Source organism: Ruminococcus sp. 1001713B170207_170306_F1 (assembly GCF_015668065.1).
In the GTDB taxonomy this organism is placed as follows: Bacteria; Bacillota; Clostridia; order Lachnospirales; family Lachnospiraceae; genus Blautia_A; species Blautia_A faecis.
The window spans coordinates 76,368-97,740 of the sequence record NZ_JADPEX010000018.1 but is presented as its reverse complement, the minus strand read 5'-3'; the positions used below and the strand labels follow the sequence as shown (position 1 = coordinate 97,740).

The following is a 21,373-nucleotide window of genomic DNA, read 5'->3' as shown; positions in this document are numbered from 1 at the left end:
AAATTTAAGGAACAGCATAAAAACTGTATTTGTAAGATGCATATGTCTTATAACTACGAGAAGCAGGAATGGAGCCTAAACTATGATCCAATGAGGTGTAGATGTGAACCTGGCGATTACTGCACGTTGAAAGGCAGAACTCTTTCTGAAAAAAGCGGGAATATCTACTACGATATAAAGGTATCTACCATTCGAAAAGACGATACCTTTTTTGCTGGTGAACCTGTAGTGACGATCACAAGGGGAAAGAAATTTCTGCAGAGCAAGGTTTCGGTCGATATCTGTGAGGAAATTGCAAAAAGAAACCGGGAGGATATTTTTAGAAAAGAATGGTTCAATGGCTATTCTATGCAGGCGTTGTATGATCCAGATTTGAAGGTGGAAATTCTGAATGTTAGGGTCGCAGCACGCTTGATTCGCGATAAAGTACAGGATCTTCAAGATGAGAAAGCAGGAATAAATGTTAGCTATGAAGCAGACTTTGCGAAAGCGAATAAGAAGTGGAAACAGAAACGAAAAGAGAAACGCCTGGAGCAGACAAAAAGAAAGATTGTGAAAAAGGGCTGGGAGTCTCTGAATGATACAGAACAAAGATTTATGAAGAAGAGACTTTCTGTCGAACAGATTGAAGCTTTGCAACAGGAGTGGGTTACGGCAAATGCGCATAAGGATGAGGCTGAGCAGCTAACCCTAAATTTATATAATAACTTCAGAAAGGACGAATTCGAATTAAATGGAAAAACAAAAGTTAAAAAAAATGAAAATATTGGAAGCAACAGATGAAATGGTACAAGTGGCAGAAAACGATGTCCCGATTATTGGAAATATGCCCTATGAAAAAATGACATACCCGGTTGGCATGCTTATACGCGCGGAAGAGGAAGAAAACATTGTAAAGATTGGATTTTTCTTTACAGAAATTTTAGCAGCAGGTGGAAGACGCCCTTTGTATACGTTGTTCATTGATAAGAAAAAAGATTGTTTCATAGGGTACGATTATCGGCTAAAGAGCTGGACAAATAAAATGCTGGATAAAATCGAATACCCAAATGGGGTAAAGAAACATCATGCATGGTGCGACTTAAAAAGCCTGGAAATAATCCGGAAAACAGTAGAAGAAAACTGTAAGGAAAATGAAATATATGATAGTATTTGGGAATTTGAAGAGCAGGTGCGGAGAAGAACAAGAATACAAAAAAATCGGAAGATTACGCGGGAATGGGACAAGGTGATGAACTGTGTAAAAGAAACACCAAAAGACTGGGATAAATGGATGAAAAAGGTAGGGATCACAGAAAACTATATTTTTTATCAATACTCCAAAAAGAAAAAGGCAGATACTGGTTACTGTACGTGGTGTGAAAGAAATGTCCCTATAAAAGATCCGAAATATAATAAGAAGGGCATATGCCCTAACTGCAGTCATAAAATTCAATACAAACCAATTGGAAGACAGAGAACGGTGATGACGGAAACGGAAAGCGCATACCTGTTACAAACCTGTGGTGATGGCTTGATTGTGCGTGAATTCAGAGCATATGTGAAGTATGATATGATTGCTTACACAAAGCCAATATATATCTGGTGGGAGCAACGCAGATTTGTTTATGACGAGGACCTTAATGAAAAGGAGTTTTATTGGGGATACTGTCACAAGACGGAAGAGCGAAGATGGATTCAGGGAGAATTACGTACAGGCAATCTATATTATCGACAATATGAGCCACGCTATTGGGGACGTATTTATAAAAAGTCTCTTTATGGAATTCATAATGAACAATTTAAGAGAAGCGGATTTTATGAATTGGCTAAGAAAAGTGAAAAAGTAGAGCCGGTAACTTATTTTAAAAAACTAAAAGAATATCCCTATTGGGAACAGCTGGCTAAGGCAGGCCTGAATCATTTGGTAAATGAAATGATAATAACAGATCAATCTGTTTATTTTAAAGAATCCAATTCTTTAAGCCATGCGCTGGGTATTGATAAGTTTCGGTTAAATCGACTTCGAGATAATAAGGGGGGAATTGTATTCCTTCAATGGCTGGTTTTTGAAAAGGGATTGGGAAAGATGATCAGAGATGATGTGATTGCCTGGTTCTCAAAATACAAGATTGATCCAACAGAGTTATTGTTCATACTGGATCGAATGAATCCGGAGCAGATTAGAAATTATTTGAAAAAGCAGGCGAGCCAAAGTGAAAAAACGCCAAGAGATCTTCTGGGTACATGGAAGGATTATCTTGATATGGCTGAAGAACTTGACCTGAATATAAAGGATTCCATTGTATATCGGGTACGAAAGCTGGAACTGCGGCATAATGAAGTGATCCAAATGCTGAGAGATAAAGAAATGGATTTGAAAGCAGATGAGGTCGTGGAAAAGTTTCCTACAATAGAAGCGGTTTGCGAAAGTCTGAAAAAATATGAATATAAAGATCAAAAGTATCAGATTGTAGCACCGCGAAATGTAAAAGATATTTTGGCAGAGGGAAATGAACTAAAGCATTGCATTACTGGAAAGGAAACTTATTTTGACCGTATGGCAAAACAGGAATCCTATCTTTTGTTTCTACGAAAAACAGATACTCCAGAGAAACCCTATTATACATTGGAAGTGGAACCTGATGGAACAGTACGCCAGAAGCGTACTTATTTTGACCGTCAAAATCCTGACATTGAGGAAGCAAAAAAATTTTTGGTGAAGTGGCAGAAGCAGCTTACACGTAAGCTCAATAAAGAAGATAAGATTCTTTCGCTAAAGAGCCGGGATCTTCGGAAAAAAGAAATCGAAGATTTGCGGAAAAAGAAAGTAAAAGTGAATGGATTTGGATTCACTGGAAAGTTGCTTGCGGATATCCTGGAAGAGGATTTGATGGAGAACGCCGCATAAAATGGTAAACAAAAGAGAGAAAGGATAAAGATACTATGGCCTATATAATGTTTGACGACAACCAGGTTGTTATCACTGGTAAGATTGCAATGGATTTTACATTTAGTCATAAGATTTGTGGAGAATGCTTTTATAAGGCGGAGCTTCAGGTTAAGCGCCTCAGCGATTCTGTAGATACAATTCCGGTGTTGATATCGGAACAAATTGCAGATATTACGAAGAGCCGCGTTGGTGAATTTGCGGAAATTTATGGGGAATTTCATTCACATAATCTACGTGAAGAAAACCATACTCGATTAGAGCTTTATGTATTTGCCAGGGAAGTGAAATTTGTAGAGGTAAATGACTCTAAGACGGATTACACAAATCGAATTCTTCTGGAAGGTACAATCTGTAAACCTACAGTTTACCGAAAAACCCCTCTGAAAAAAGAAATTACGGATCTGCTTCTGGCTGTGAACCGGTCTTTTGGAAAATCAGATTACATACCCTGCATTTGTTGGGGGAGTACCGCCCGCTATGCGGCTGATCTTAAGGTGGGAACCCGTGTGATGGTCTGGGGCAGAATCCAAAGCCGGGAGTACAAAAAACGGATCGAGGAAAATGAAACTCAGAAGCGAATTGCATATGAGGTTTCAATAAATACGCTGGAGGTAGCGTAAATGTTGAGTTTATAACTTTTTATGATAATTAAGCGATAATAATAAAACTTTAATGCTACATATTTGAAACTGTGATGAAATTGACACATAGTTTCATGGATGATATTATAAAAATGGTATTTGGCAGCAGACGCTGCATAAACTCTTATTCCGATTTGGTTCGGGATGGATGGAAATAACGGTAGTGTGTGCAATTGCACCCAAAAATCACGAAAACGTTGATTTTTGGGTGCTTTTTTGATTTGGGAGGTGATTATTATGTCTGAGAAATATTTGTTGACGATTGATGAGGCTGCTGAATATTTCAACATTGGTAAAAACAAACTGCGCGATATGATAAAAGAACCTTGCTGCAATTTTGTGCTTTTCAATGGTAAGAAAGCGCTTATCAAAAAAAACAGACTGGAATCATATTTAGATGAAACTGTTTATTTATGATTGCAGGAAACGGAGGTGTGTGATAAGATTAGTGCTATAAAAAATAACATTTACGCACCTCTAGTTAATAAGAGGTGAAAGAATGGGAAAAAATTTAAAAGGAAAGGAATTGGGAAAAGGCATTACACAAAGAAAAAACGGGGTGTATCATGGAAGGTATGTAGACCGTTTCGGCGACAGAAGATCCGTCTATGGTACAACGGTGAAAGAAGTAAAAGCTAAGCTGGCAGAGGCGGAACTAAACGAACAAAAGCTGTCAAATATTGTTGATGAAAAAATAACATTGGATGAGTGGTACGAAAAATGGATGCGGGTTTATAAAGAACCTGTTGTCCGTCTCAGCACAAAAACTACATACAATTCAATGTATAAAAGGTTGATTTCACCAGTTCTTGGAAAAACTCGTTTAGTAAATATCACCAAATTGATGATTACAGATTTGGTGAATAATATGTCAAAAAAAGGATATCAGTATGAGTCTTTGAACAAAGTAAAGGTTCTTCTTATTGATATGCTTAATAGAGCAATGGAAGATCAGTTCCTTATCCGTAATCCAGCAAAAGGTGTAAGATTGCCAAAGAATAAGCCACAGAATGAGATTAAGGCGCTCAGCAAAGAGGATCAGACAGACTTTTTTGAATGTGCCGCCGGTACATTCTATAATAATATGTTTGTAGTTGCTGTAAATACTGGTTTACGTCCAGGAGAATTGTATGCGCTTACGGAAGATGATATTGATTGGAAAAATAATGTTATTCATGTGAAGCGTACGTTGTTGTATCAGAAACTGGAGGGTGATGAGTGTAAGACGTTCCATCTGGGACCACCAAAGACAGAAACAAGTATAAGGACAGTTCCAATTAATTCATATTGCCGTAAAGCATTAGAAAAACAGATTATTCAGCATAAAATTGTAATGGCGAAAACTTGTAGGAAGAATTTGGAATTTCCTGATTTCCTGTTTACTACGAAGCTCGGGACTCCATTAAATGCACAATTATATTGCGATGCAATTGAAAGAATCGTGCAGGAAGTGAATCTGATGAGGGATCCGTTGGATTTGATGGAAACTTTTTCAGGACACTGCTTCAGACATACATTTGCTACTAGATGTTTTGAAGCTGGAATTGTACCAAAAACAGTGCAAGCCTATCTTGGCCATGCTTCTCTTCAGATGACAATGGATTTATATACTGCGGTTATGGAGCATAAAAAAGTGAATGATATGCAACTTCTTGAAGATTCAATTGATCTCCCGGATCCGGCAGCTGAGATAAATTTAGCTAGTAATGAAAAAGTTATTAAATTTTGTGGGTGATACCGTGGGGTAAAAATGGGGTAGTACAGAAAAATGATATGGCGTAGAGCCTTGGAATCCCTTGATTTTACTGGATTTATTGTAACCAGATGGGGTGCAAATAAATGTAATTATTACGTATATCAGAGCACCCCATACGACCTCTACGGAACACCTGATTTTTCCAGTATTTCCAGGGGTTGAGAGAGTGGTGTATTCCACGTAAATTATTATAATTTCAAGCTATTTATTACGAAAATGGAGTAAAAATAGAGTACTAGAGCGTGTTTGAAAAAGGCTTTCTGCAAGATGTGCGTCACAATTTGTGGGAGATTTTGCCCGGATGAGGGCGGGGCTGTCTATTTCCCGACAGCCCCTTTTTCAAAACTGACATAACTATTCCGTCAAAAGAAAAAACTTTACATCCAGTCGATATTGTGCTATAATTTTTTAGTCGAAGTGGTTGTATATAAGGTTGCTGTTTAAACGCTAGACAGTAACGAATGATAATGCAGCTTTCGAATTTATGCACCTGTAGCTCAGTGGATAGAGCAGTGGTTTCCGGTACCATGTGCGGGGGTTCGATTCCCTTCAGGTGTATTGCCTGGAACGATCGGGCGTTCCGGTGCGTTGTATTAAGGAGGACAAGAACTTGGATAATTTCAGAGAATGGTTATCAGATAACCTTCGCTATTTTATGCTTGGCGGAGCGATTCTGTTAATCGTGGTTGTCCTGTTTTTCGGTATCCGTGCATTTATGGGAAGCGGGAAGGGCGATTCCAGCAAGGATACAACCGATGAGCAGGTAACAGCAGACAACGACCAGGGAAATGTTCCTTCTTCTCCGGCAAATGATGGGGAGACTGACGGGAAGAAAGACGCCAATCCCATGGAAAAAGCTAATGAAGAGATTACTTCATTGATCAAGAGCTATTACACAGCTCTGGGGGATAAAGATATTACCACATTGCGTACTTTGGTAGATAATCTTGCACCGGCAGACGAGTCTAAGATTACCAATGCCAAGTACATTGAAGGGTATGAAGCTGGTGATATCTACACGAAAAAGGGGCTTGATGACGATTCCTATGTAGTATATTCCTGTTTTTACTACATCTGTCAGGGGATTGATACAAAGGTACCTGCGCTTGCTGAGTTCTATGTGGTAAAGGACACAGACGGGAACTGGAAGATTGACGGCGCTGCTCACGATGACAGCGACGAGATAACGAAATATGAAGTTTCTCTGCGTCAGGATGACGACGTGAAGGAGCTGAAGGCCAAGGTACAGAAGCAGTATGAGGATGCACAGACTGCAGATCCTGCACTTGCTGCTTTCCTTGATGGTCTTGGTGAGGATGTCACAGGATCTGCAGAGACAGCCGATGGAACTACGCTGGTAGTGACAGAGGATTGTAATGTCCGTGCAGCAGCCAGCAGTGATGCAGAAGTGATTGGTGGATTGTCCGCTGGGACAGAAGTAGTCAAGAAAGGTGAGAGCGGAGACTGGATCCAGATTGACTATGAAGGTTCTGAGGCGTATGTTCACAGCAGCCTTCTGGAAGAGAAAACTGAATAAGTATAAAAGAGGAATTGTCATGATGGCAGTTCCTTTTTTTGCGTGTTTGAAAAAATATATAGAATAAACCAGAGTATAGTTGCTGATTTCCTGAAAACGATACTCTGGTTTTTATGTAGTGCTATATTATGATACCAGTGTCAAAAGGTCAAAAAGCCGTTCGTGCTTGCACGATAAGGCGTTTGAACTTGGGACACGCCAAATCAAAACGATCCATAAGCGGTTCCGTTTTCCAATGTAATTCCCTTTGCAGCAGCCAGCTCGCTTACTGTTACCAGCTGATAGCCCTCTTGCAGTAGCTGCGGAATAAAAATTTCAGCAGCATCCACAGATTCTTTGAAAATATCATGCATTAAAATAATCTGTCCATCACTGGCGTTGTCCATTACATTCTGTACTGTGGAATCTGCATTCTGTGTTTCCCAGTCCAGAGTATCCACAGACCACAAAATCAGAGGCCTTGCTGCAGTCTCTGCTACGGTGTCATTGTAAGAACCATAAGGGGGGCGCACAACAGTGGCAATGTGCCCTGTGAGATCCTGGATCAGCTGATCTGTGCGGGAAAGCTGACTTGCAGCATTATCGGCGGAAAGCGTGGTGAGATCCGGGTGATCATAAGAGTGGTTTCCAATCTCGCATCCAAGCTCCTCCATACGCTTTACAGGTTCCTGAAAATATTCCACTTCCTGACCTGCCAGGAAAAAAGTAGCTTTTACATTGTTTGCTTCCAGACAATCCAAAAGACGGTCTGTAAAATCACTGGGTCCATCATCAAAGGTGAGGGCAATCATCCCCTTTGGCTCCGGAGAGACAGTCGGTTCCGAAGTAACGGAGGCTTCCGGTACAGGGGAGACTTCTGATGCTGCAGAAGAGGCTTCAGAAGTCTCATCGACTTCGGAAGAAGCTTTCCTGGAATCTTCATTTCGATCAGAAGAAATATCAGCTTCTGCAGCCGGTGTGGAAGCACCTGTCGCAGAAGCTGTGAGATTGTCAGCATTCGAAGAATCTGATGTAGTATTCATGTAGAATACAAGATCCTGATTGGAACTATCATCTGGCGTCGTCGGTTCACCCTGTTGTGCACCGTCAGCGCCAAAGTGATAAATTTCGCCGTCTATTGTCACGTCACCAGTCTGAAGAACTCCATCTGCATTGAGGTAGTAGCGCTTGCCATCAAGCTCAAGCCATCCGGTCTGCATAACGCCTTTGTCATTGAAGTAATAGCGGTGTCCGTCTGTATCTGTGAGCCAGCCTTTATAACCTTCTCCGTTTACCAGAAAATACCAGTTGCTGTCAACTGGTGTCCACGCCCCTTGGGAAGCTTCCGGAGAGACCTCAAAAGAAGTGTCTGAACCTGAAAGGGTATCAGGTGCCGGGGTATCTGCAGCAGGCGCTTCGGTGGGAATGACATCCTCCGGTGTGTTCTCCTCTCCTGCATCGGTATTTTCAGCTGCCGCACCATCAGATTGAATCTGGGAATCATCTGTATTTCCAGCTACGAACATGTCTGGGGTCTGGGTATCTGTAATGGGTGAGTGCGAAGCGGAAGACTGGGTAAAAGAAACTCCGCATGCAAGACACATAAGAACAGCAGCTATAGCCAGCCCTTTATTCGTCCGTGGTTTATGGCCAGGCATATAATTCCTCCTTTATGTAACGATTTCATGATGCCAGTGTATTTCATTACTGTTCGCTGGCAGCATTTCATTTTTTGGATCATGTTACGGTTCACTTTGTGACCAGCAACACACTTTGCAATGTACAGAAATCATGGGTCTGCATGATTTTCAGCTGTACAGTAACCTAATAATACAATATATGACGAAAAAAAACAAGACCGGCTTACACGCAGGATATAATTGTGCAATTTAACGATATATTGGAAAATATTTTACAGAAAATCAGAAAATGTTTATTTGAAATTTGACAGAGATTCTGCTATATTAAGTTGTGATAACGATGATTTGAAAAGCAGATACAAAAGCTTTTTACAGTTTATTGTTTTTTATCTGTTACAATGGATAAGAACAGGAAAGAAGAGGAAGCGGTTGCGTAAAAAATCCCATATACTGGTAGCCAGATATCTGGCAGACCAGATGCCTGCCACTAAGAGTCTGCAGTCCCACAGAAAGGCGTTCTGCCTTGGAAGCATTCTTCCGGATATTAAGCCATCTTTTCTTACAAAGAAGCATGAATATTTCGGCACCTTCGAGGAAATCCAGGGTAAGATGAAAGCTCTTATTGACAATGATCCCAAAGAAAGCAAGGAGCGCGTTTACTGGCGCAGGTTTGGCGAAGTGATGCATTATATGGCAGATTATTTTACTTTTCCCCATAATAAGAACTTTACCGGGAATCTGTACGAGCATAATAAATACGAGAAGCATCTTAAGAACCATCTGAAGCGCTACATAGAGAGTGGGGCAGCAGATCGTATGGTCATTCTTCCAGTGAATTTCGGAAGCTTCAGGGAACTGGTGGAGTATATTGGAAATGCCCATGAAAGATATCTTCTTAAGGAGCGTAATATTGCAGAGGATGTTCAGTATATTCTCAGAATCTGTTCACAGGTTATTCATGGAATCCTGCAGCTGGCTGCGAAGCAGTTTGGCAGAGAGGATATTCTGATTCCGGCTGCATGCTGATAATGGGAAGAGCCAGTGCCGGGAGATCACAGCAGCTTGTCTGTGAGTACCGGGACTGGTATTTTTTTGTACAGCAGAAAAAATGAATTCTTCGCTGCTGCGAAAAAAAGCGGTATTTAGCAAGTGGGAAACGCTTTCACTTAAATCTGTACAGAAATTGTGAAGAAAAAATAAAAAATCACGAAAATACGTCTGTATATTTTGAGGATAGTTGATTTAGAAGGGTTAGTATGCTACAATAATGCATGTTAATACTTAATGCGAACTGTCTTTAAGGTAAGAATGCATACCTTTATATAGGGGAGTAAAGGGATGTTCATGAATAGAAGGGAGCATCTTTTGAATATGAAAAATAAATATCTGACAAAATGTTTATGTATTACTATGGCAGCTGCGATATCCTTTACAGGAACGGCCAGTGTTTTTGCCTCAGAAGAGACAGCCTTGTCAGAAACAGAAACAGCTGCCCGGGAAGCGGCAGCAGAGCCGATTTCATCAGAGCAGGCATCGGCAGAGACGCCTTCCGCACCTCCGGAGACAACGTCAGAGCCGGCACAGGTACCAGCAGAGTCTGTACAGACGCCATCAGAGCCCACAGAAACACCAGCTGAGCCTACACAGATCCCATCAGAGCCTACTACACCAGATCATATACCTACAGAGACACCGGCTCCAAGTGAAACACCAGATCATACACCTACAGTGACACCGGCTCCAAGTGTGATGCCAGATCATACACCTGAGGTGACACCAGAACCAAGTGCGACACCAGAACCAAGCGTGACACCAGAACCTAGTGCAACGCCGGACGATACCCCCACAGTGACACCAGAGCCTAGTGCTGCACCTGAGGTGACACCCACTGTGACTCCTGGACTTTCAGCAGAGAGCCAGCAGAAGGTAAGTGCCCTGATCAAAGACATTGATAAAACCTTCAAGCAGGAATTAGATAAGAAAAAGAAGAAAAAAGTCAAAGCCCTGAGAAAGACCTATAACAGCTTTTCAGACCAGGAGAAGGCTGCTGTTACCAATTACAAGCTTCTTACAGATATGGAGAAGACGATCAGCCAGCTGTCCGGGGCAGCAGACGATAAAGATGCAGATAAGATTGACAGCACTACAACGCAGGCACTTAATGGAACCCCAGTCTACTATGCATCTAATCTTCACGCAGGCAAGGAATTTTATCTGAACAGCCTGCAGGAGAACTATCAGCTGTCATTTTCTGATGATTTTGCAGATGTTATGGAGCAGATTGAGACAGAGTATAAGGCTGCCAATCAACTGACAGATGTATCTGATTCCGAAGGTGGTGTTACCACATCCGCAGATACCCTTCTTGTACGCAACTGGCAGGATATACTTGCCATATATGTCTATGAGAAGAGCCTTGATGGTGCCACTTCTTTTACGCTGGATTCTTCCTGTAAGGATGATCTGGCAGCTATTTTTGCCAGGATGAATCCTGTTGTGAAGGACGAAAGTAATTCTAACAGAGTTACATATGGAAATTACCATATTAACCATTATATTAAAGAAAATAAGATCCCCAAGGATGAGAGGGGGATTTTGAAGAAATATCTTGAAACAGACTGCAAGCTTCTTTGTGCAACTGTTACAGCAGCCAAGGGCTTTGTAAGACAGAGTGTTGGCGATGACGTTTCAGAAGAGCGTGTAAATGTAATTGCAGCTGCTTATTCACTGGTTGGTAAGGTGGGGTATTTCTGGGGCGGCAAGTCTACTGTGATCGGAATGGACCCAAGCTGGGGCGCGGTACAGCAGGTAAGCGCAGAGGGCAGTCAGAGTACCGGTACTTTACGTGCTTATGGCCTTGACTGCAGCGGTTTTGTTACCTGGGCAGTGATCAATGGCTATGAGAATCAGGCTATGATCGCAGCTGTAGGAAGCGGTACCTCAGACCAGTGGGGCAGAGCGAACGTGGTAAGTGAGGCAGATGCCCAGCCAGGTGACCTGGTTTTCCAGAGAGGACCAGAAGCCGGAAGTGCCAACCATGTGGGTATTATCTGTGGAAAAACTGACGCAGGAGACTGGATCGTTGTACATTGTTCTTCCAGCAAGAATGGAGTTACAGTAGGAGAGGCTTATAGTGCAAGCTTTCGTTACATTCGTCAGCCATCCTTCTATCCGAACGCACAGCAGGTAGAAGAAATGAGGCAGAGTGGTAAAACTATAGCCAATACCCAGTATATCACAGGAATTGACGTATCCAATAACCTTCAGGATCTGATCAAGGCGAACCTTGTTACAACAGGAGATATGGATACGGTTACCATAGATGCTTCCGGAGACGGAACTGTTTCACCGGGAAGCCTCTATGTTGCAAACAGCCTTCAGGAATTGTTTGATGCAGGACAGCACGTAAGTGTATTTAGTCAGGTGACATACGGAGATGCCGCAGAGATGGAAGCTGGCAGTAATGAGGCAGCAGGTACTGCGGGAGTTAATAAAGCCCAGACAGTAGATTTTTCCAGAATTATGGTTACTAATTCTCTTCAGGAGCTGTTGGCGGCGACAATTGGAATTCAGTGACGCAAAAGTGCTTCCACACCCGGATTCGGGCAGGAAGCACTTTTCATTTGTATAGACTGAGTGAACAGATTACAGAATTGATTTTCAGACAGGCTCCGGGAAGCTGTGACTGGCATATGCTGCTGCAAGAAAATGGAATTACTGTTCACTCTGTTCACAAAAAACACCTTGCGGAATATCACCAGTGAACAATAATAAAATGGAGTCACAGAGTATGCCCTGACATTTAGCGGTTAATACCGGACAATACGTCTTCAATCCATTTATCCGTATTATAGTTATCATCAAAGAATTTTACGATTACCCCATAAGGCTCTTTTTCATTGGAAAAAGCATTGGCCTCATCGGTATCTACGTGCATGGCAAGGCGGTAACTCCAGTCTACACGTACTACTACATCTGCATAAATAAGAGCGCGGCCGAAGCTTTTGGTCAGGACAAAAACTTCGTCATTATCTTTGACCTTCAAAGTAACAGCATCTGCCGGAGTCATGTGAATGTGACGTTTGGCAACAATGACACCGTGATCAAGGATAAGTTCGCCCTTGGGTCCGATGAGAGTGCAGCCAGGGGAGCCGACAGTATCACCAGACTGGCGGATAAGACCGGGAAGACCGATCTTGCGGGTATCTGTAAGGGAAAGCTCAATCTGGGTTTCTTTACGAAAAGGACCTAGAATGGCCATATTCTGATACTCACCTTTAGGCCCCTTTACGGTAAGACGTTCCTGGCAGAGATACTGTCCAGGCTGGCTTAATTCCTTTATGTAATGAAGCTGGGCATCCTCTCCAAACAGGAGTTGGAAATCCTCCTGGGAAACATGAATATGCCGCGCTGAGGTTTCAATCGGTATTTTAATGCTCATGGAAATTCCTCCGATATTATATAGAGTGTGAACATCAGTACTGTTTTAACACTGCAATAGATTAAGTTTAATATTAATGAGAAAAAATAGCAAGCCTTTTTTACAGGCACATATACAGGAGAGTATGAAATGAAAAAGCATACAGACAACGGTTTTACCTTTGATATTAAGGAAGATCATGCTGCAGTAATAGAAATTGATGGGAATCCCCAGATTGTGGAAATTCCGGAACAGATCGACGGAGTATCGGTCACAGAACTGGCTGAATATCTTTTTTCCGGGAAAAGCTGTCAGGTCATACGGATTCCCTTGGGAGTCAGGAAAATTGGCCGTTACGGTTTTTATAACTGTCGGAATTTGGAAGAGCTATGGTTTTCCAGTGATTTTACTGATCTTGGAAGTGGAGCTTTTACAGGGTGCCACAGGATCCGCAGAATGGAAGTTTTGATGAATGGCGAACAATCCGGGCTGAAAGAGATCCTTTCAGAAGTTGGGGAGGAACTGCGGGTACATTTATATGGGAAAGTGGAAGCCATGCTTTGGTTTCCAGAATATTATGAGGAAGGTGTGGAGAATACTCCTGCCAGGATTTTGATGACTGAGGTGCATGGAAGTGGTCTGTATTACAGAAACTGCTTTCAGGGAAAAGTATTTCATTTTCTGGAGTATGACAAGCGTTTTGAGATGGCGAGAGCCCAGGAATCATCAGATTTCCTGAGAGAAATGGTATATGGCAGACTGAACTGGCCGACAGGGCTGACAGAACAGGCGAAAATACAGTACGAGCAGTACCTGAAGGAGCATATAGAACAGATTGCTTCTGATTTTATCCGTCAGAAAAGAGGAGAAGAGCTGGAATGGCTTCTTCACACGTATCCCCTGGAACCTGGGCAGAAAGAACTGTTTACAGGTCTGGTAAATCTGGCAGACAAAGTGAAATCTCCGGAGATTTTAAGTATGCTTATGGAGTACCAGAGACTGCACTTTCCATCGAAAAGGAGAAGTTTTGAACTATGAGTGGTTCAGAAGAGAAAAAATTGAATTCATTACATGAGGAAGATTCGTTATATAAAGCGCAGGGGGGAAAAGCTGCTTACCAGATAAGTCCGACATATGGGCAAAATACTTTGTACAAGGTAAATCCGGTACATGACGCCTGGGATCGTGCGTTGGCGGCAGAAAGCATCTGCCAGGATATTTTGTCCAGTGCCAGAAACCAGTTGTACCTGAATATGCGCTTTATGGACTGCGCATTGTCAGCACTTTTCTTTCAGGGAGATATGGGCGTTCATCCTGTTGGAACGGATGGAACTGTCCTGTACTATCAGCCGGAAGAACTGATGGAACAGTTCAGGAGAAGCCAGGAAAAGGTGAATCGAATCTATCTTCACAGCCTTTTACACTGCATTTTTCTCCACTGTTTTCCAGAGAAGGATGAAGAAGGAAATCCTGCTGTGGATGTCCAGTACTGGAATCTTGCATGTGACATTACAGTGGAAAATATCATTGACGGGCTTTATCTGAAATGTGTGCATCAGCCGGCATCTATGGTGAAGAGGCAGGCGTTGAAGCTGATACTGGAAGAGGGAAAGGTAATGACGGCTCAGAGAATTTACCGAAGGCTTCAGACTCTTCATTTGCCGGAAAATAAAATGCAGGAGCTGCGCCGTGAGTTTATTCAGGATGACCATGGTAAGTGGTATGAAAACCATCCAAACAGTCCTCAGATGTCCCAGCGGAAAAAGAACTGGGACGACATCCGCAACCGCATGCAGACAGAGATGGAAACTTTTTCAAAAGAAGCGGGAGAAGGCGGAGAAACTCTGGTAGACCAACTGCGTGCCCAGAATCAAAATCGCTATGATTATAAAGAATTTCTGCGGAAATTTTCTGTTTTGAAAGAAGAAATGAAAGTTGATATGGACACTTTCGATTATATATTTTACAATTATGGAATGAATCTGTATGGCAATATGCCGCTGATCGAGCCCTTAGAAACGAAAGAAGAGCGGAAGGTGGAAGATTTTGTGATCGTTATTGACACTTCCATGTCCTGTAAAGGAGAGCTTGTTCGGAAGTTTCTGGAGGAAACCTACAGTGTGCTCAGTGAATCTGAGAGCTTTTTCAGACGGATCCACGTACACATTCTTCAGTGTGACGAGAAAATCCAGTCTGATGTGGTGATTGAAAATGCCATGCAGTTGAAGGAATATATGTCCCATTTCACAGTGAAAGGAGGGGGCGGCACGGATTTTCGCCCTGCTTTTGCCTATGTGGAACAGCTTATGAGAGCGAAGAAGTTTACAAAACTTCGGGGACTGATTTATTTTACAGATGGTTATGGAATTTATCCTGCCAAAATGCCTCCTTATGAGACCGCTTTTGTATTTATGAAAGAGGATTACCAGGACATTGATGTGCCGCCATGGGCGATCAGGCTGATCCTTGATGAAGAGGACCTGGAGTCTGTTTAAAAAGTCTTTCTGTGTCAAATTTCCTGTAAAGCAGGATATGTAGATTAGAGCCAATCTGTAAAGACGAGGAGAATATAATATTATGAACATCAAGCGAGCGAAGGAAGAAATACGCAATACAATAGAAGCCTACCTTTTGAAAAATGAATACGGGGAGTATGAGATCCCGGTTATGGCCCAGCGCCCTGTTTTTCTTATTGGCGCCCCTGGAATCGGCAAGACACAGATCATGGAGCAGATTTCCCGGGAATGTAAGGTGGGACTGGTTTCTTACACCATTACCCACCATACCAGACAGAGTGCAATTGGACTTCCTTTTATTTCCAGAAAGAATTTTGACGGAAAAGAGATGGCAGTTACAGAATATACTATGAGCGAGATCGTGGCATCCATCTATGAGAAAATCCAGGAATCCGGCCTTCGGGAGGGAATTTTGTTTATTGATGAGATCAACTGTGTTTCCGAGACACTGGCACCTGCCATGCTGCAGTTCCTTCAGTGTAAAACCTTTGGAAGCCACAAGATTCCGGAAGGCTGGCTGATCGTAGCTGCCGGGAATCCGCCGGAGTACAATAAATCGGTCCGTGAATTTGATGTGGTGACCATGGACCGTGTGAAGAAAATCCAGGTGGAGCCGGATTTTGACGCATGGAGAGAGTATGCTTACGCAAAAGGCGTTCACCCTGCAGTGATTTCCTATCTGAATACAAGACCGGCTAATTTTTACAAGATGGAGAGCACTGTGGATGGCAAAAATTTTGCTACACCAAGAGGATGGGAAGACCTGTCAAAATTGATACAGGTATATGAAAAATTGGAGAAAACCGTGGATAAGGACGTGGTGGTCCAGTATATCCAGCATCCACAGATTGCAAGAGATTTCGCCAGCTATCTGGAGCTTTTCTACAAGTACCGTACGGATTATCAGATTGATGAGGTTTTAAGCGGCCATATCGATGATATTCTGGTAAAAAAGGCGGCACATGCTTCCTTTGATGAAAAGCTGAGTGTCACCGGACTTCTTCTTTCCAGACTGAACAAAGTCTTTGGAAATGTGCAGGAAGAAGAAGAGAAGCTTGCCAGCATTTTTGATATTTTAAAAGAGGCGAAAAAGCTTCTTATGGGAGCGCAGAAGGAGCAGCCCTTGGTTTATCTGGAGGATGTAAAGAACCGCTTCCAGTCAGACTCATTGGCAAAGAAGAAAGCAGGGCTTTTGTCCAGGGAGGACCTCCATCATGACCAGCAGGTTCTGGATACCCTGGAAAAATATGTGATGGATCTGAAGAAAGAGAATGTACAGGATGGCGAGTCTGCTTTTTCCCTTCTCAGAGGCTGGTTTAATGCGGAAAAAGAAGGATATGACAATGATTTTGACAAGGCATCAAGGCAGCTTGAATATGCTTTTGATTTTATGGAGAGTGCTTTTGCGGGTGGACAGGAACTGGTGGTGTTTATTACAGAACTGAATACCAGCAGTCCTGCAGTGGCTTTTCTTCAGGAATATTCCTGTGAAAGATATTACCGCTACAATAAGGAACTTTTATTCCGGGAAAACACCAGAGATATTCTGGAACGGATCCGGCAGCTTGGATAAGGAGGCTGAATGAGAAAAAGAAAACCATGGAAATTTATTTTTATTCTTCTGTTTGCAGTGGCAATTTCCCTGGGAATCTATGTTTATCAGCAGCAGTATGAGCCAGCCGATTTGTTTGTGAAGGTGGGAGAGGGAATTCTGGATAACGCTCCGGAGATTTTTTCCGGAGAGCCGAAAGAAGTCCGGGAACTGCGGACGCAGGAGGTGGCAGACACCGACACACAGCGACTGCGCCAAGAATACTATTTTGGTCAGCTGAATGAAGAAGAACAGCGGGGGTATCGGGAAATGATAGAAGGAATCCGGTCAAGAGAGAAAGAATTTTATCTTACGATCTATGATGATGACACCGTAAATAAAGTTTACCATGCGGTGCTTATGGATCATCCTGAGCTGTTCTGGGTGCATAACCGGAAGCAGGTATATAAAACAACCTTCTCAAATGCCAATTATTGTATGTTTTCTCCCGGCTACAGTTATACGGATGAGGAAATCCGGGAGATACAGGCAGCTGCTGATAATGCCTGTCAGGAGGTAAGTGCATTGGTCTCAGAGGGGGCTGATGATTATGAAAAGGCGAAAGCAGTTTATACTTATCTGATCGATACTGCCGAATATCAGGAATCTGAGGACGACCAGAGCATGGCAGGAATCTTTTGGAGGAAGCAGGCAGTGTGTGCCGGATATGCAGGGGCTGCCCAGTATCTGCTGGAATATCTTGGAGTGCCCTGTATTTACGTGGAAGGCAGTACTGCCGGAAGTACAGAGGGACATGCCTGGAACATTATTACTTTAAATGGAAATGATTACTATTTTGATGCGACCAACGGTGACCAGCCGGAATTTCTGGAGGGCGATGCAGTCCAGCTTGCAGAACATAAGACAATCCTATATGATTATTTGTGTCCATTCCCGGAGGAGTATGAGATGACATATACACCCTCTGATGAATTTACGGTTCCGGCGTGTTCTGCAACAGATATGAATTTTTATGTGCTGAACCAGGGCTGCTTTGACAGTTATGACTATCAGGAAATTCTGGCATACTGTCAGATGAGGCTGAATAACGGGGCTGCAGTAGTGAGGTTTAAATTCTCATCACAGGAAGCTTTTGAACAGGCCAGAGCAGACTGGATCAATGGAGATGCCATTCAGGAGGCTGCAAGATATTATATGACTATATATGGAATGAGTCAGGTAGAGTATCATTATGGAATTCTGGAAAACATGAAAACTATCTATTATATGTTTTAAAAGGAAGAGGTATAAACAGATATGGTTGATATTTTAAAAAATATTATGAATATTGCATACAGAGTTCGGGATATGCAGATCGCGGGTACTTTGTCCATGGCGTTATTTGGAGTAGTGCTTGTGTTCGGAATTATGAACTGTGTACTCGGATACCGTCTTTTAAGATTCTGGATGATGATCTTTGGATTTCTCATTGGAGCAGGAATCGGATTATTTGCCATTCATCAGATCGGATTCGGGGAAAAGATGTATTATGCAGTGGGAATGATCGGGGTAGGACTGGTACTTGCCATTCTTTCTTTTGCAGTGTTTAAGGCCGGTATTTTTATTATGGGAGCAGGAATTGGGCTGACGATTACTGTATATATTATCCATCCGACTACTTCTTTCAGCTTTTTCATCTGTCTTCTGGCGGGAGTAGGTCTCGGAATGCTGGCGCTTCGCTATGAAAGAGAAGTGATCATTGTGGGAACCAGTATTCTGGGTGGTATCTTAAGTGGCTTTTCTGCTGCCAAGCTGGCAAAAATGGAGGAAATTCCTTTTGGAATTATTTTTTCCATTGGGTTCGCCCTTGTGGGAATGTTGATCCAGTTTGCCATTAATAAGCCGAAATATGACGATGATTACGATGAAGATGAGGATCTGGGTAAAGTACCAGAAAGACGACAGAAACGGGAAGAAGCTGACTGGGAGGAGGTTGAAAACGAGACAAAGCGCAGAGGGAAAAAGGAACGTGATGATAAAAAGAATCCTTCCAGGGAGCAGTACAGAAAGTATCAGGAAGAGTATGAAGATGATGATTTAGATGATGATCTGTCTGATGCAGATGACAAGGAAATTGATGAGATTCTGGATGAGTATGGCGTGGACGAGGAAGATGTGATTGAGGAATACCTGGAAGATTATTATGGCGAGAACAAGAGAAAGCCGCAGAAAAGACGGAAAAGTAAGAACAAGCGGAAAAACAGTGCCAGCCCTTATCAGAAGAACAGATAGATGAAATCCATTTTCAAACACGCTCTAGAGAGAAAGGCAGAAGAAAGTAAATAAAAACTATGAAATCCTGGAGTCAATAATGCTTCAGGATTTTGACTTATAAAGAAAACGCAGTCAATTGATTTTGAAATTGACTGCGCTTTGTTTTGTGAATTAGAATTCGATTTCCTTTAAATATCTTGCCAGAGCATCCTGCCAGGTTGGAAGAGGGGTGAATCCATTTTCTACCAGCTTCTTTTTGTTCAGACGGCTGTTAAATGGGCGTGCTGCTTTGGAAACTCCGTATTCAGCGGTGGTAACAGGAAGAACTGTTACTTTATCCTCGGCATACTCGGTATGTCCAAGCTCAACAGCCTGACGGAAGATTTCCTTAGTGAAATCATACCAGCTGATATAACCACCCTCATTGGTTGCGTGATAGTAACCGTATTTGTCAGTGAGAATCATGTCGATCATCAGGCGGGCAAGGTCATAGGTGTAGGTTGGAGTACCGATCTGGTCGTTGACAACCTTTAAGGTATCATGCGTTTTGGCAACGTTTAACATGGTTTTGATAAAGTTCTTGCCATTTTTACCAAATACCCATGCAATACGGATAATAAAAAATTTGTCAACATTGTTATAAACTGCAAGCTCTCCGTCAAGTTTCGTCTGACCGTAAACATTCAGAGGCTTGTAGGCTTTACAGTCTGGCTCCCATGGAGTGGTGCCCTGACCGTCGAATACATAGTCTGTGGAAAGATACATCATTTTGATGCCCAGCTTTTTGCAGACTTTTGCAATATTTTCAGTACCAAGAACATTTACTTTGCGGACGATTTCCTGTTTGTCCTCATCTTCAGCTGCATCTACAGCTGTCCAGGCTGCACAGTGTACCACGCCGTCCACGCCTGCTTCTGTAATGGCTTTTTCCACAGCGGAAGCATCTGTAATGTCTACAGAAATATAAGGCATTGTGGTGACTGCAGTACCATCCTGAATTCCGCTATACTCCGGGGCAAGGTCAGAGCCTACCCCTTCGTATCCGCGTTTATTAAGTTCGTTCATTACATCATGACCAAGCTGACCGGCCACACCTGTTACAAACAGTTTCATAAAAACAGCCCTCCTTAGCGGTTGCCGTACATTTTTTCGTAGTAATTCTGATACTCTCCGGAAATAATGGTCTCCCACCATTCCTTGTTGTCAAGATACCACTGGATGGTCTTCTTGATACCGTCTGCAAATTTGGTTTCTGGCAGCCAGCCCAGTTCGTTGTGGATCTTGGTTGGGTCGATCGCATAACGCATGTCATGCCCCTTACGGTCTGTTACGTATGTGATCAGGCTCTCTGGTTTTCCAAGCTCTTTGCAGATGATCTTAACGATGTCGATATTTTTCATTTCGTTGTGTCCGCCTACATTGTAAACCTCACCAACACGTCCTTTGTGGATGATCAGGTCGATGGCGCGGCAGTGATCCTCAACATACAGCCAGTCACGAACATTCTCACCTTTTCCATAAACAGGAAGCGGTTTGTCATTTAATGCGTTGGCGATCATAAGCGGAATCAGTTTTTCCGGGAAATGATATGGGCCGTAGTTGTTAGAGCAGCGGCTGATGGATACAGGAAGTCCATAGGTTCTGTGGTAAGCAAGTACCAGAAGGTCAGCAGAAGCCTTGGAAGAGCTGTATGGGCTGCTTGTGTGGATCGGAGTCTCCTCGGTGAAGAACAGGTCCGGTCTGTCAAGCGGCAGATCACCGTAAACCTCGTCAGTGGAAACCTGATGGTAACGTTTGATTCCGTATTTGCGGCAGGCATCCATAAGAACAGCAGTACCAATGATGTTTGTGTTCAGGAAAACTTCAGGGTTCTCGATGGAACGGTCAACGTGGCTCTCAGCCGCGAAGTTTACAACCATGTCCGGATGTTCTTCCTCAAAAAGCTTGTAAACTGCTTCACGGTCTGTGATGCTCTCTTTTACAAAACGGAAATTCGGGTTATCCATAACCGGTGCCAGAGTAGAAAGATTACCTGCATAGGTAAGGCAGTCCAGACAGATGATGCGGTAGTCCGGGTACTTTTTTAACATGTGGAAAATAAAGTTGCTTCCGATAAATCCGGCACCGCCGGTAACGATAATATTCAT

The 21,373-nt window shown here is 42.7% G+C and carries 17 protein-coding genes, 1 tRNA gene and 1 pseudogene; 15 read left to right on the top strand and 4 right to left on the bottom strand.

The genetic code is table 11. The features are described 5' to 3' along the window. From I4V84_RS12025 to I4V84_RS11990, 8 genes and pseudogenes are all read left to right on the top strand, one after another. A pseudogene (locus tag I4V84_RS12025) lies at positions 1-783 on the top strand (hypothetical protein); the annotation flags it as partial. Beyond that, positions 758-2,890 carry a PcfJ domain-containing protein gene (locus I4V84_RS12020; RefSeq protein WP_195992201.1) on the top strand — a complete coding sequence of 711 codons (2,133 nt, stop codon included), beginning with the start codon at positions 758-760 and terminating at the stop codon, positions 2,888-2,890. The pseudogene I4V84_RS12025 and the gene I4V84_RS12020, both read left to right, overlap by 26 nt. A gap of 35 nt (positions 2,891-2,925) precedes the next feature. Beyond that, positions 2,926-3,552, top strand: coding sequence for a single-stranded DNA-binding protein (locus tag I4V84_RS12015; protein ID WP_195992199.1), 627 nt, complete (start codon positions 2,926-2,928; stop codon positions 3,550-3,552). 258 nt (positions 3,553-3,810) lie between these two features. Next, complete coding sequence (locus I4V84_RS12010; RefSeq protein ID WP_118581334.1) at positions 3,811-3,990, top strand: excisionase; 180 nt, start codon at positions 3,811-3,813, stop codon at positions 3,988-3,990. 82 nt (positions 3,991-4,072) lie between these two features. After that, a complete protein-coding gene (locus I4V84_RS12005) occupies positions 4,073-5,308 on the top strand; it encodes a site-specific integrase (protein ID WP_118581337.1) in 1,236 nt (411 codons plus the stop codon). 33 nt (positions 5,309-5,341) lie between these two features. After that, positions 5,342-5,491, top strand: a complete 150-nt coding sequence (locus I4V84_RS12000) for a hypothetical protein (protein WP_173718607.1) — start codon at positions 5,342-5,344, stop codon at positions 5,489-5,491. A gap of 324 nt (positions 5,492-5,815) precedes the next feature. After that, positions 5,816-5,887: transfer RNA gene (locus I4V84_RS11995), tRNA-Arg, on the top strand. A gap of 52 nt (positions 5,888-5,939) precedes the next feature. Further along, positions 5,940-6,866: an SH3 domain-containing protein gene (locus I4V84_RS11990; RefSeq protein WP_243284085.1), complete on the top strand. Its 927-nt coding sequence runs from the start codon at positions 5,940-5,942 to the stop codon at positions 6,864-6,866. Positions 6,867-7,069: 203 nt separating this feature from the next. Here the strand turns inward: I4V84_RS11990 and I4V84_RS11985 are convergent, their stop codons facing one another. Further along, positions 7,070-8,503, bottom strand: a complete 1,434-nt coding sequence (locus tag I4V84_RS11985; RefSeq protein WP_195992196.1) for a polysaccharide deacetylase family protein — start codon at positions 8,501-8,503, stop codon at positions 7,070-7,072. Positions 8,504-8,914: 411 nt separating this feature from the next. Here I4V84_RS11985 and I4V84_RS11980 point away from each other — a divergent pair, with 411 nt between their 5' ends. Beyond that, positions 8,915-9,511, top strand: coding sequence for a zinc dependent phospholipase C family protein (locus tag I4V84_RS11980; protein ID WP_118581340.1), 597 nt, complete (start codon positions 8,915-8,917; stop codon positions 9,509-9,511). A 345-nt stretch (positions 9,512-9,856) separates the two neighbouring features. Then, complete coding sequence (locus I4V84_RS11975) at positions 9,857-12,061, top strand: NlpC/P60 family protein (protein WP_243284084.1); 2,205 nt, start codon at positions 9,857-9,859, stop codon at positions 12,059-12,061. Positions 12,062-12,287: 226 nt separating this feature from the next. Here the strand turns inward: I4V84_RS11975 and pduL are convergent, their stop codons facing one another. Beyond that, positions 12,288-12,926, bottom strand: coding sequence for a phosphate propanoyltransferase (gene pduL / locus I4V84_RS11970; protein WP_173716254.1), 639 nt, complete (start codon positions 12,924-12,926; stop codon positions 12,288-12,290). Positions 12,927-13,055: 129 nt separating this feature from the next. Here pduL and I4V84_RS11965 point away from each other — a divergent pair, with 129 nt between their 5' ends. From I4V84_RS11965 to I4V84_RS11945, 5 genes are all read left to right on the top strand, one after another. Then, positions 13,056-13,943 carry a leucine-rich repeat domain-containing protein gene (locus tag I4V84_RS11965; RefSeq protein WP_195992185.1) on the top strand — a complete coding sequence of 296 codons (888 nt, stop codon included), beginning with the start codon at positions 13,056-13,058 and terminating at the stop codon, positions 13,941-13,943. Further along, on the top strand, positions 13,940-15,400 hold the full coding sequence (locus I4V84_RS11960) for a VWA-like domain-containing protein (RefSeq protein WP_195992183.1): 1,461 nt from the start codon (positions 13,940-13,942) through the stop codon (positions 15,398-15,400). Before I4V84_RS11965 ends, I4V84_RS11960 begins: the two co-directional genes overlap by 4 nt. Before the next feature lie 82 nt (positions 15,401-15,482). Next, positions 15,483-16,994, top strand: coding sequence for an AAA family ATPase (locus tag I4V84_RS11955; RefSeq protein WP_195992181.1), 1,512 nt, complete (start codon positions 15,483-15,485; stop codon positions 16,992-16,994). Positions 16,995-17,003: 9 nt separating this feature from the next. After that, positions 17,004-18,248 carry a transglutaminase domain-containing protein gene (locus I4V84_RS11950; RefSeq protein ID WP_118581355.1) on the top strand — a complete coding sequence of 415 codons (1,245 nt, stop codon included), beginning with the start codon at positions 17,004-17,006 and terminating at the stop codon, positions 18,246-18,248. A 21-nt stretch (positions 18,249-18,269) separates the two neighbouring features. After that, positions 18,270-19,244 carry a DUF4203 domain-containing protein gene (locus tag I4V84_RS11945; RefSeq protein WP_195992179.1) on the top strand — a complete coding sequence of 325 codons (975 nt, stop codon included), beginning with the start codon at positions 18,270-18,272 and terminating at the stop codon, positions 19,242-19,244. Positions 19,245-19,397: 153 nt separating this feature from the next. On the opposite strand, the gene rfbD is transcribed toward I4V84_RS11945, so the two are convergent. Beyond that, positions 19,398-20,339 (bottom strand): dTDP-4-dehydrorhamnose reductase, encoded by a 942-nt coding sequence (rfbD, locus tag I4V84_RS11940; protein WP_195992177.1) that lies wholly within the window; start codon positions 20,337-20,339, stop codon positions 19,398-19,400. A 14-nt stretch (positions 20,340-20,353) separates the two neighbouring features. Continuing rightward, a complete protein-coding gene (gene rfbB / locus I4V84_RS11935; RefSeq protein WP_021926781.1) occupies positions 20,354-21,373 on the bottom strand; it encodes a dTDP-glucose 4,6-dehydratase in 1,020 nt (339 codons plus the stop codon).

Excerpts from the sequence above, each read along its gene's own strand:
- I4V84_RS11985 (WP_195992196.1), bottom strand. The coding sequence starts at position 8,503 with ATGCCTGGCCATAAACCACGGACGAATAAAGGGCTGGCTATAGCTGCT.
- I4V84_RS11965 (WP_195992185.1), top strand. The coding sequence starts at position 13,056 with ATGAAAAAGCATACAGACAACGGTTTTACCTTTGATATTAAGGAAGAT.
- rfbB (WP_021926781.1), bottom strand. The coding sequence starts at position 21,373 with ATGAATATTATCGTTACCGGCGGTGCCGGATTTATCGGAAGCAACTTT.
- I4V84_RS11975 (WP_243284084.1), top strand. The coding sequence starts at position 9,857 with ATGAAAAATAAATATCTGACAAAATGTTTATGTATTACTATGGCAGCT.
- I4V84_RS12005 (WP_118581337.1), top strand. The coding sequence starts at position 4,073 with ATGGGAAAAAATTTAAAAGGAAAGGAATTGGGAAAAGGCATTACACAA.
- I4V84_RS12010 (WP_118581334.1), top strand. The coding sequence starts at position 3,811 with ATGTCTGAGAAATATTTGTTGACGATTGATGAGGCTGCTGAATATTTC.
- I4V84_RS12020 (WP_195992201.1), top strand. The coding sequence starts at position 758 with ATGAAAATATTGGAAGCAACAGATGAAATGGTACAAGTGGCAGAAAAC.
- I4V84_RS12015 (WP_195992199.1), top strand. The coding sequence starts at position 2,926 with ATGGCCTATATAATGTTTGACGACAACCAGGTTGTTATCACTGGTAAG.
- I4V84_RS11945 (WP_195992179.1), top strand. The coding sequence starts at position 18,270 with ATGGTTGATATTTTAAAAAATATTATGAATATTGCATACAGAGTTCGG.
- I4V84_RS11950 (WP_118581355.1), top strand. The coding sequence starts at position 17,004 with ATGAGAAAAAGAAAACCATGGAAATTTATTTTTATTCTTCTGTTTGCA.
- I4V84_RS11955 (WP_195992181.1), top strand. The coding sequence starts at position 15,483 with ATGAACATCAAGCGAGCGAAGGAAGAAATACGCAATACAATAGAAGCC.
- I4V84_RS11960 (WP_195992183.1), top strand. The coding sequence starts at position 13,940 with ATGAGTGGTTCAGAAGAGAAAAAATTGAATTCATTACATGAGGAAGAT.
- rfbD (WP_195992177.1), bottom strand. The coding sequence starts at position 20,339 with ATGAAACTGTTTGTAACAGGTGTGGCCGGTCAGCTTGGTCATGATGTA.
- I4V84_RS12000 (WP_173718607.1), top strand. The coding sequence starts at position 5,342 with ATGATATGGCGTAGAGCCTTGGAATCCCTTGATTTTACTGGATTTATT.
- pduL (WP_173716254.1), bottom strand. The coding sequence starts at position 12,926 with ATGAGCATTAAAATACCGATTGAAACCTCAGCGCGGCATATTCATGTT.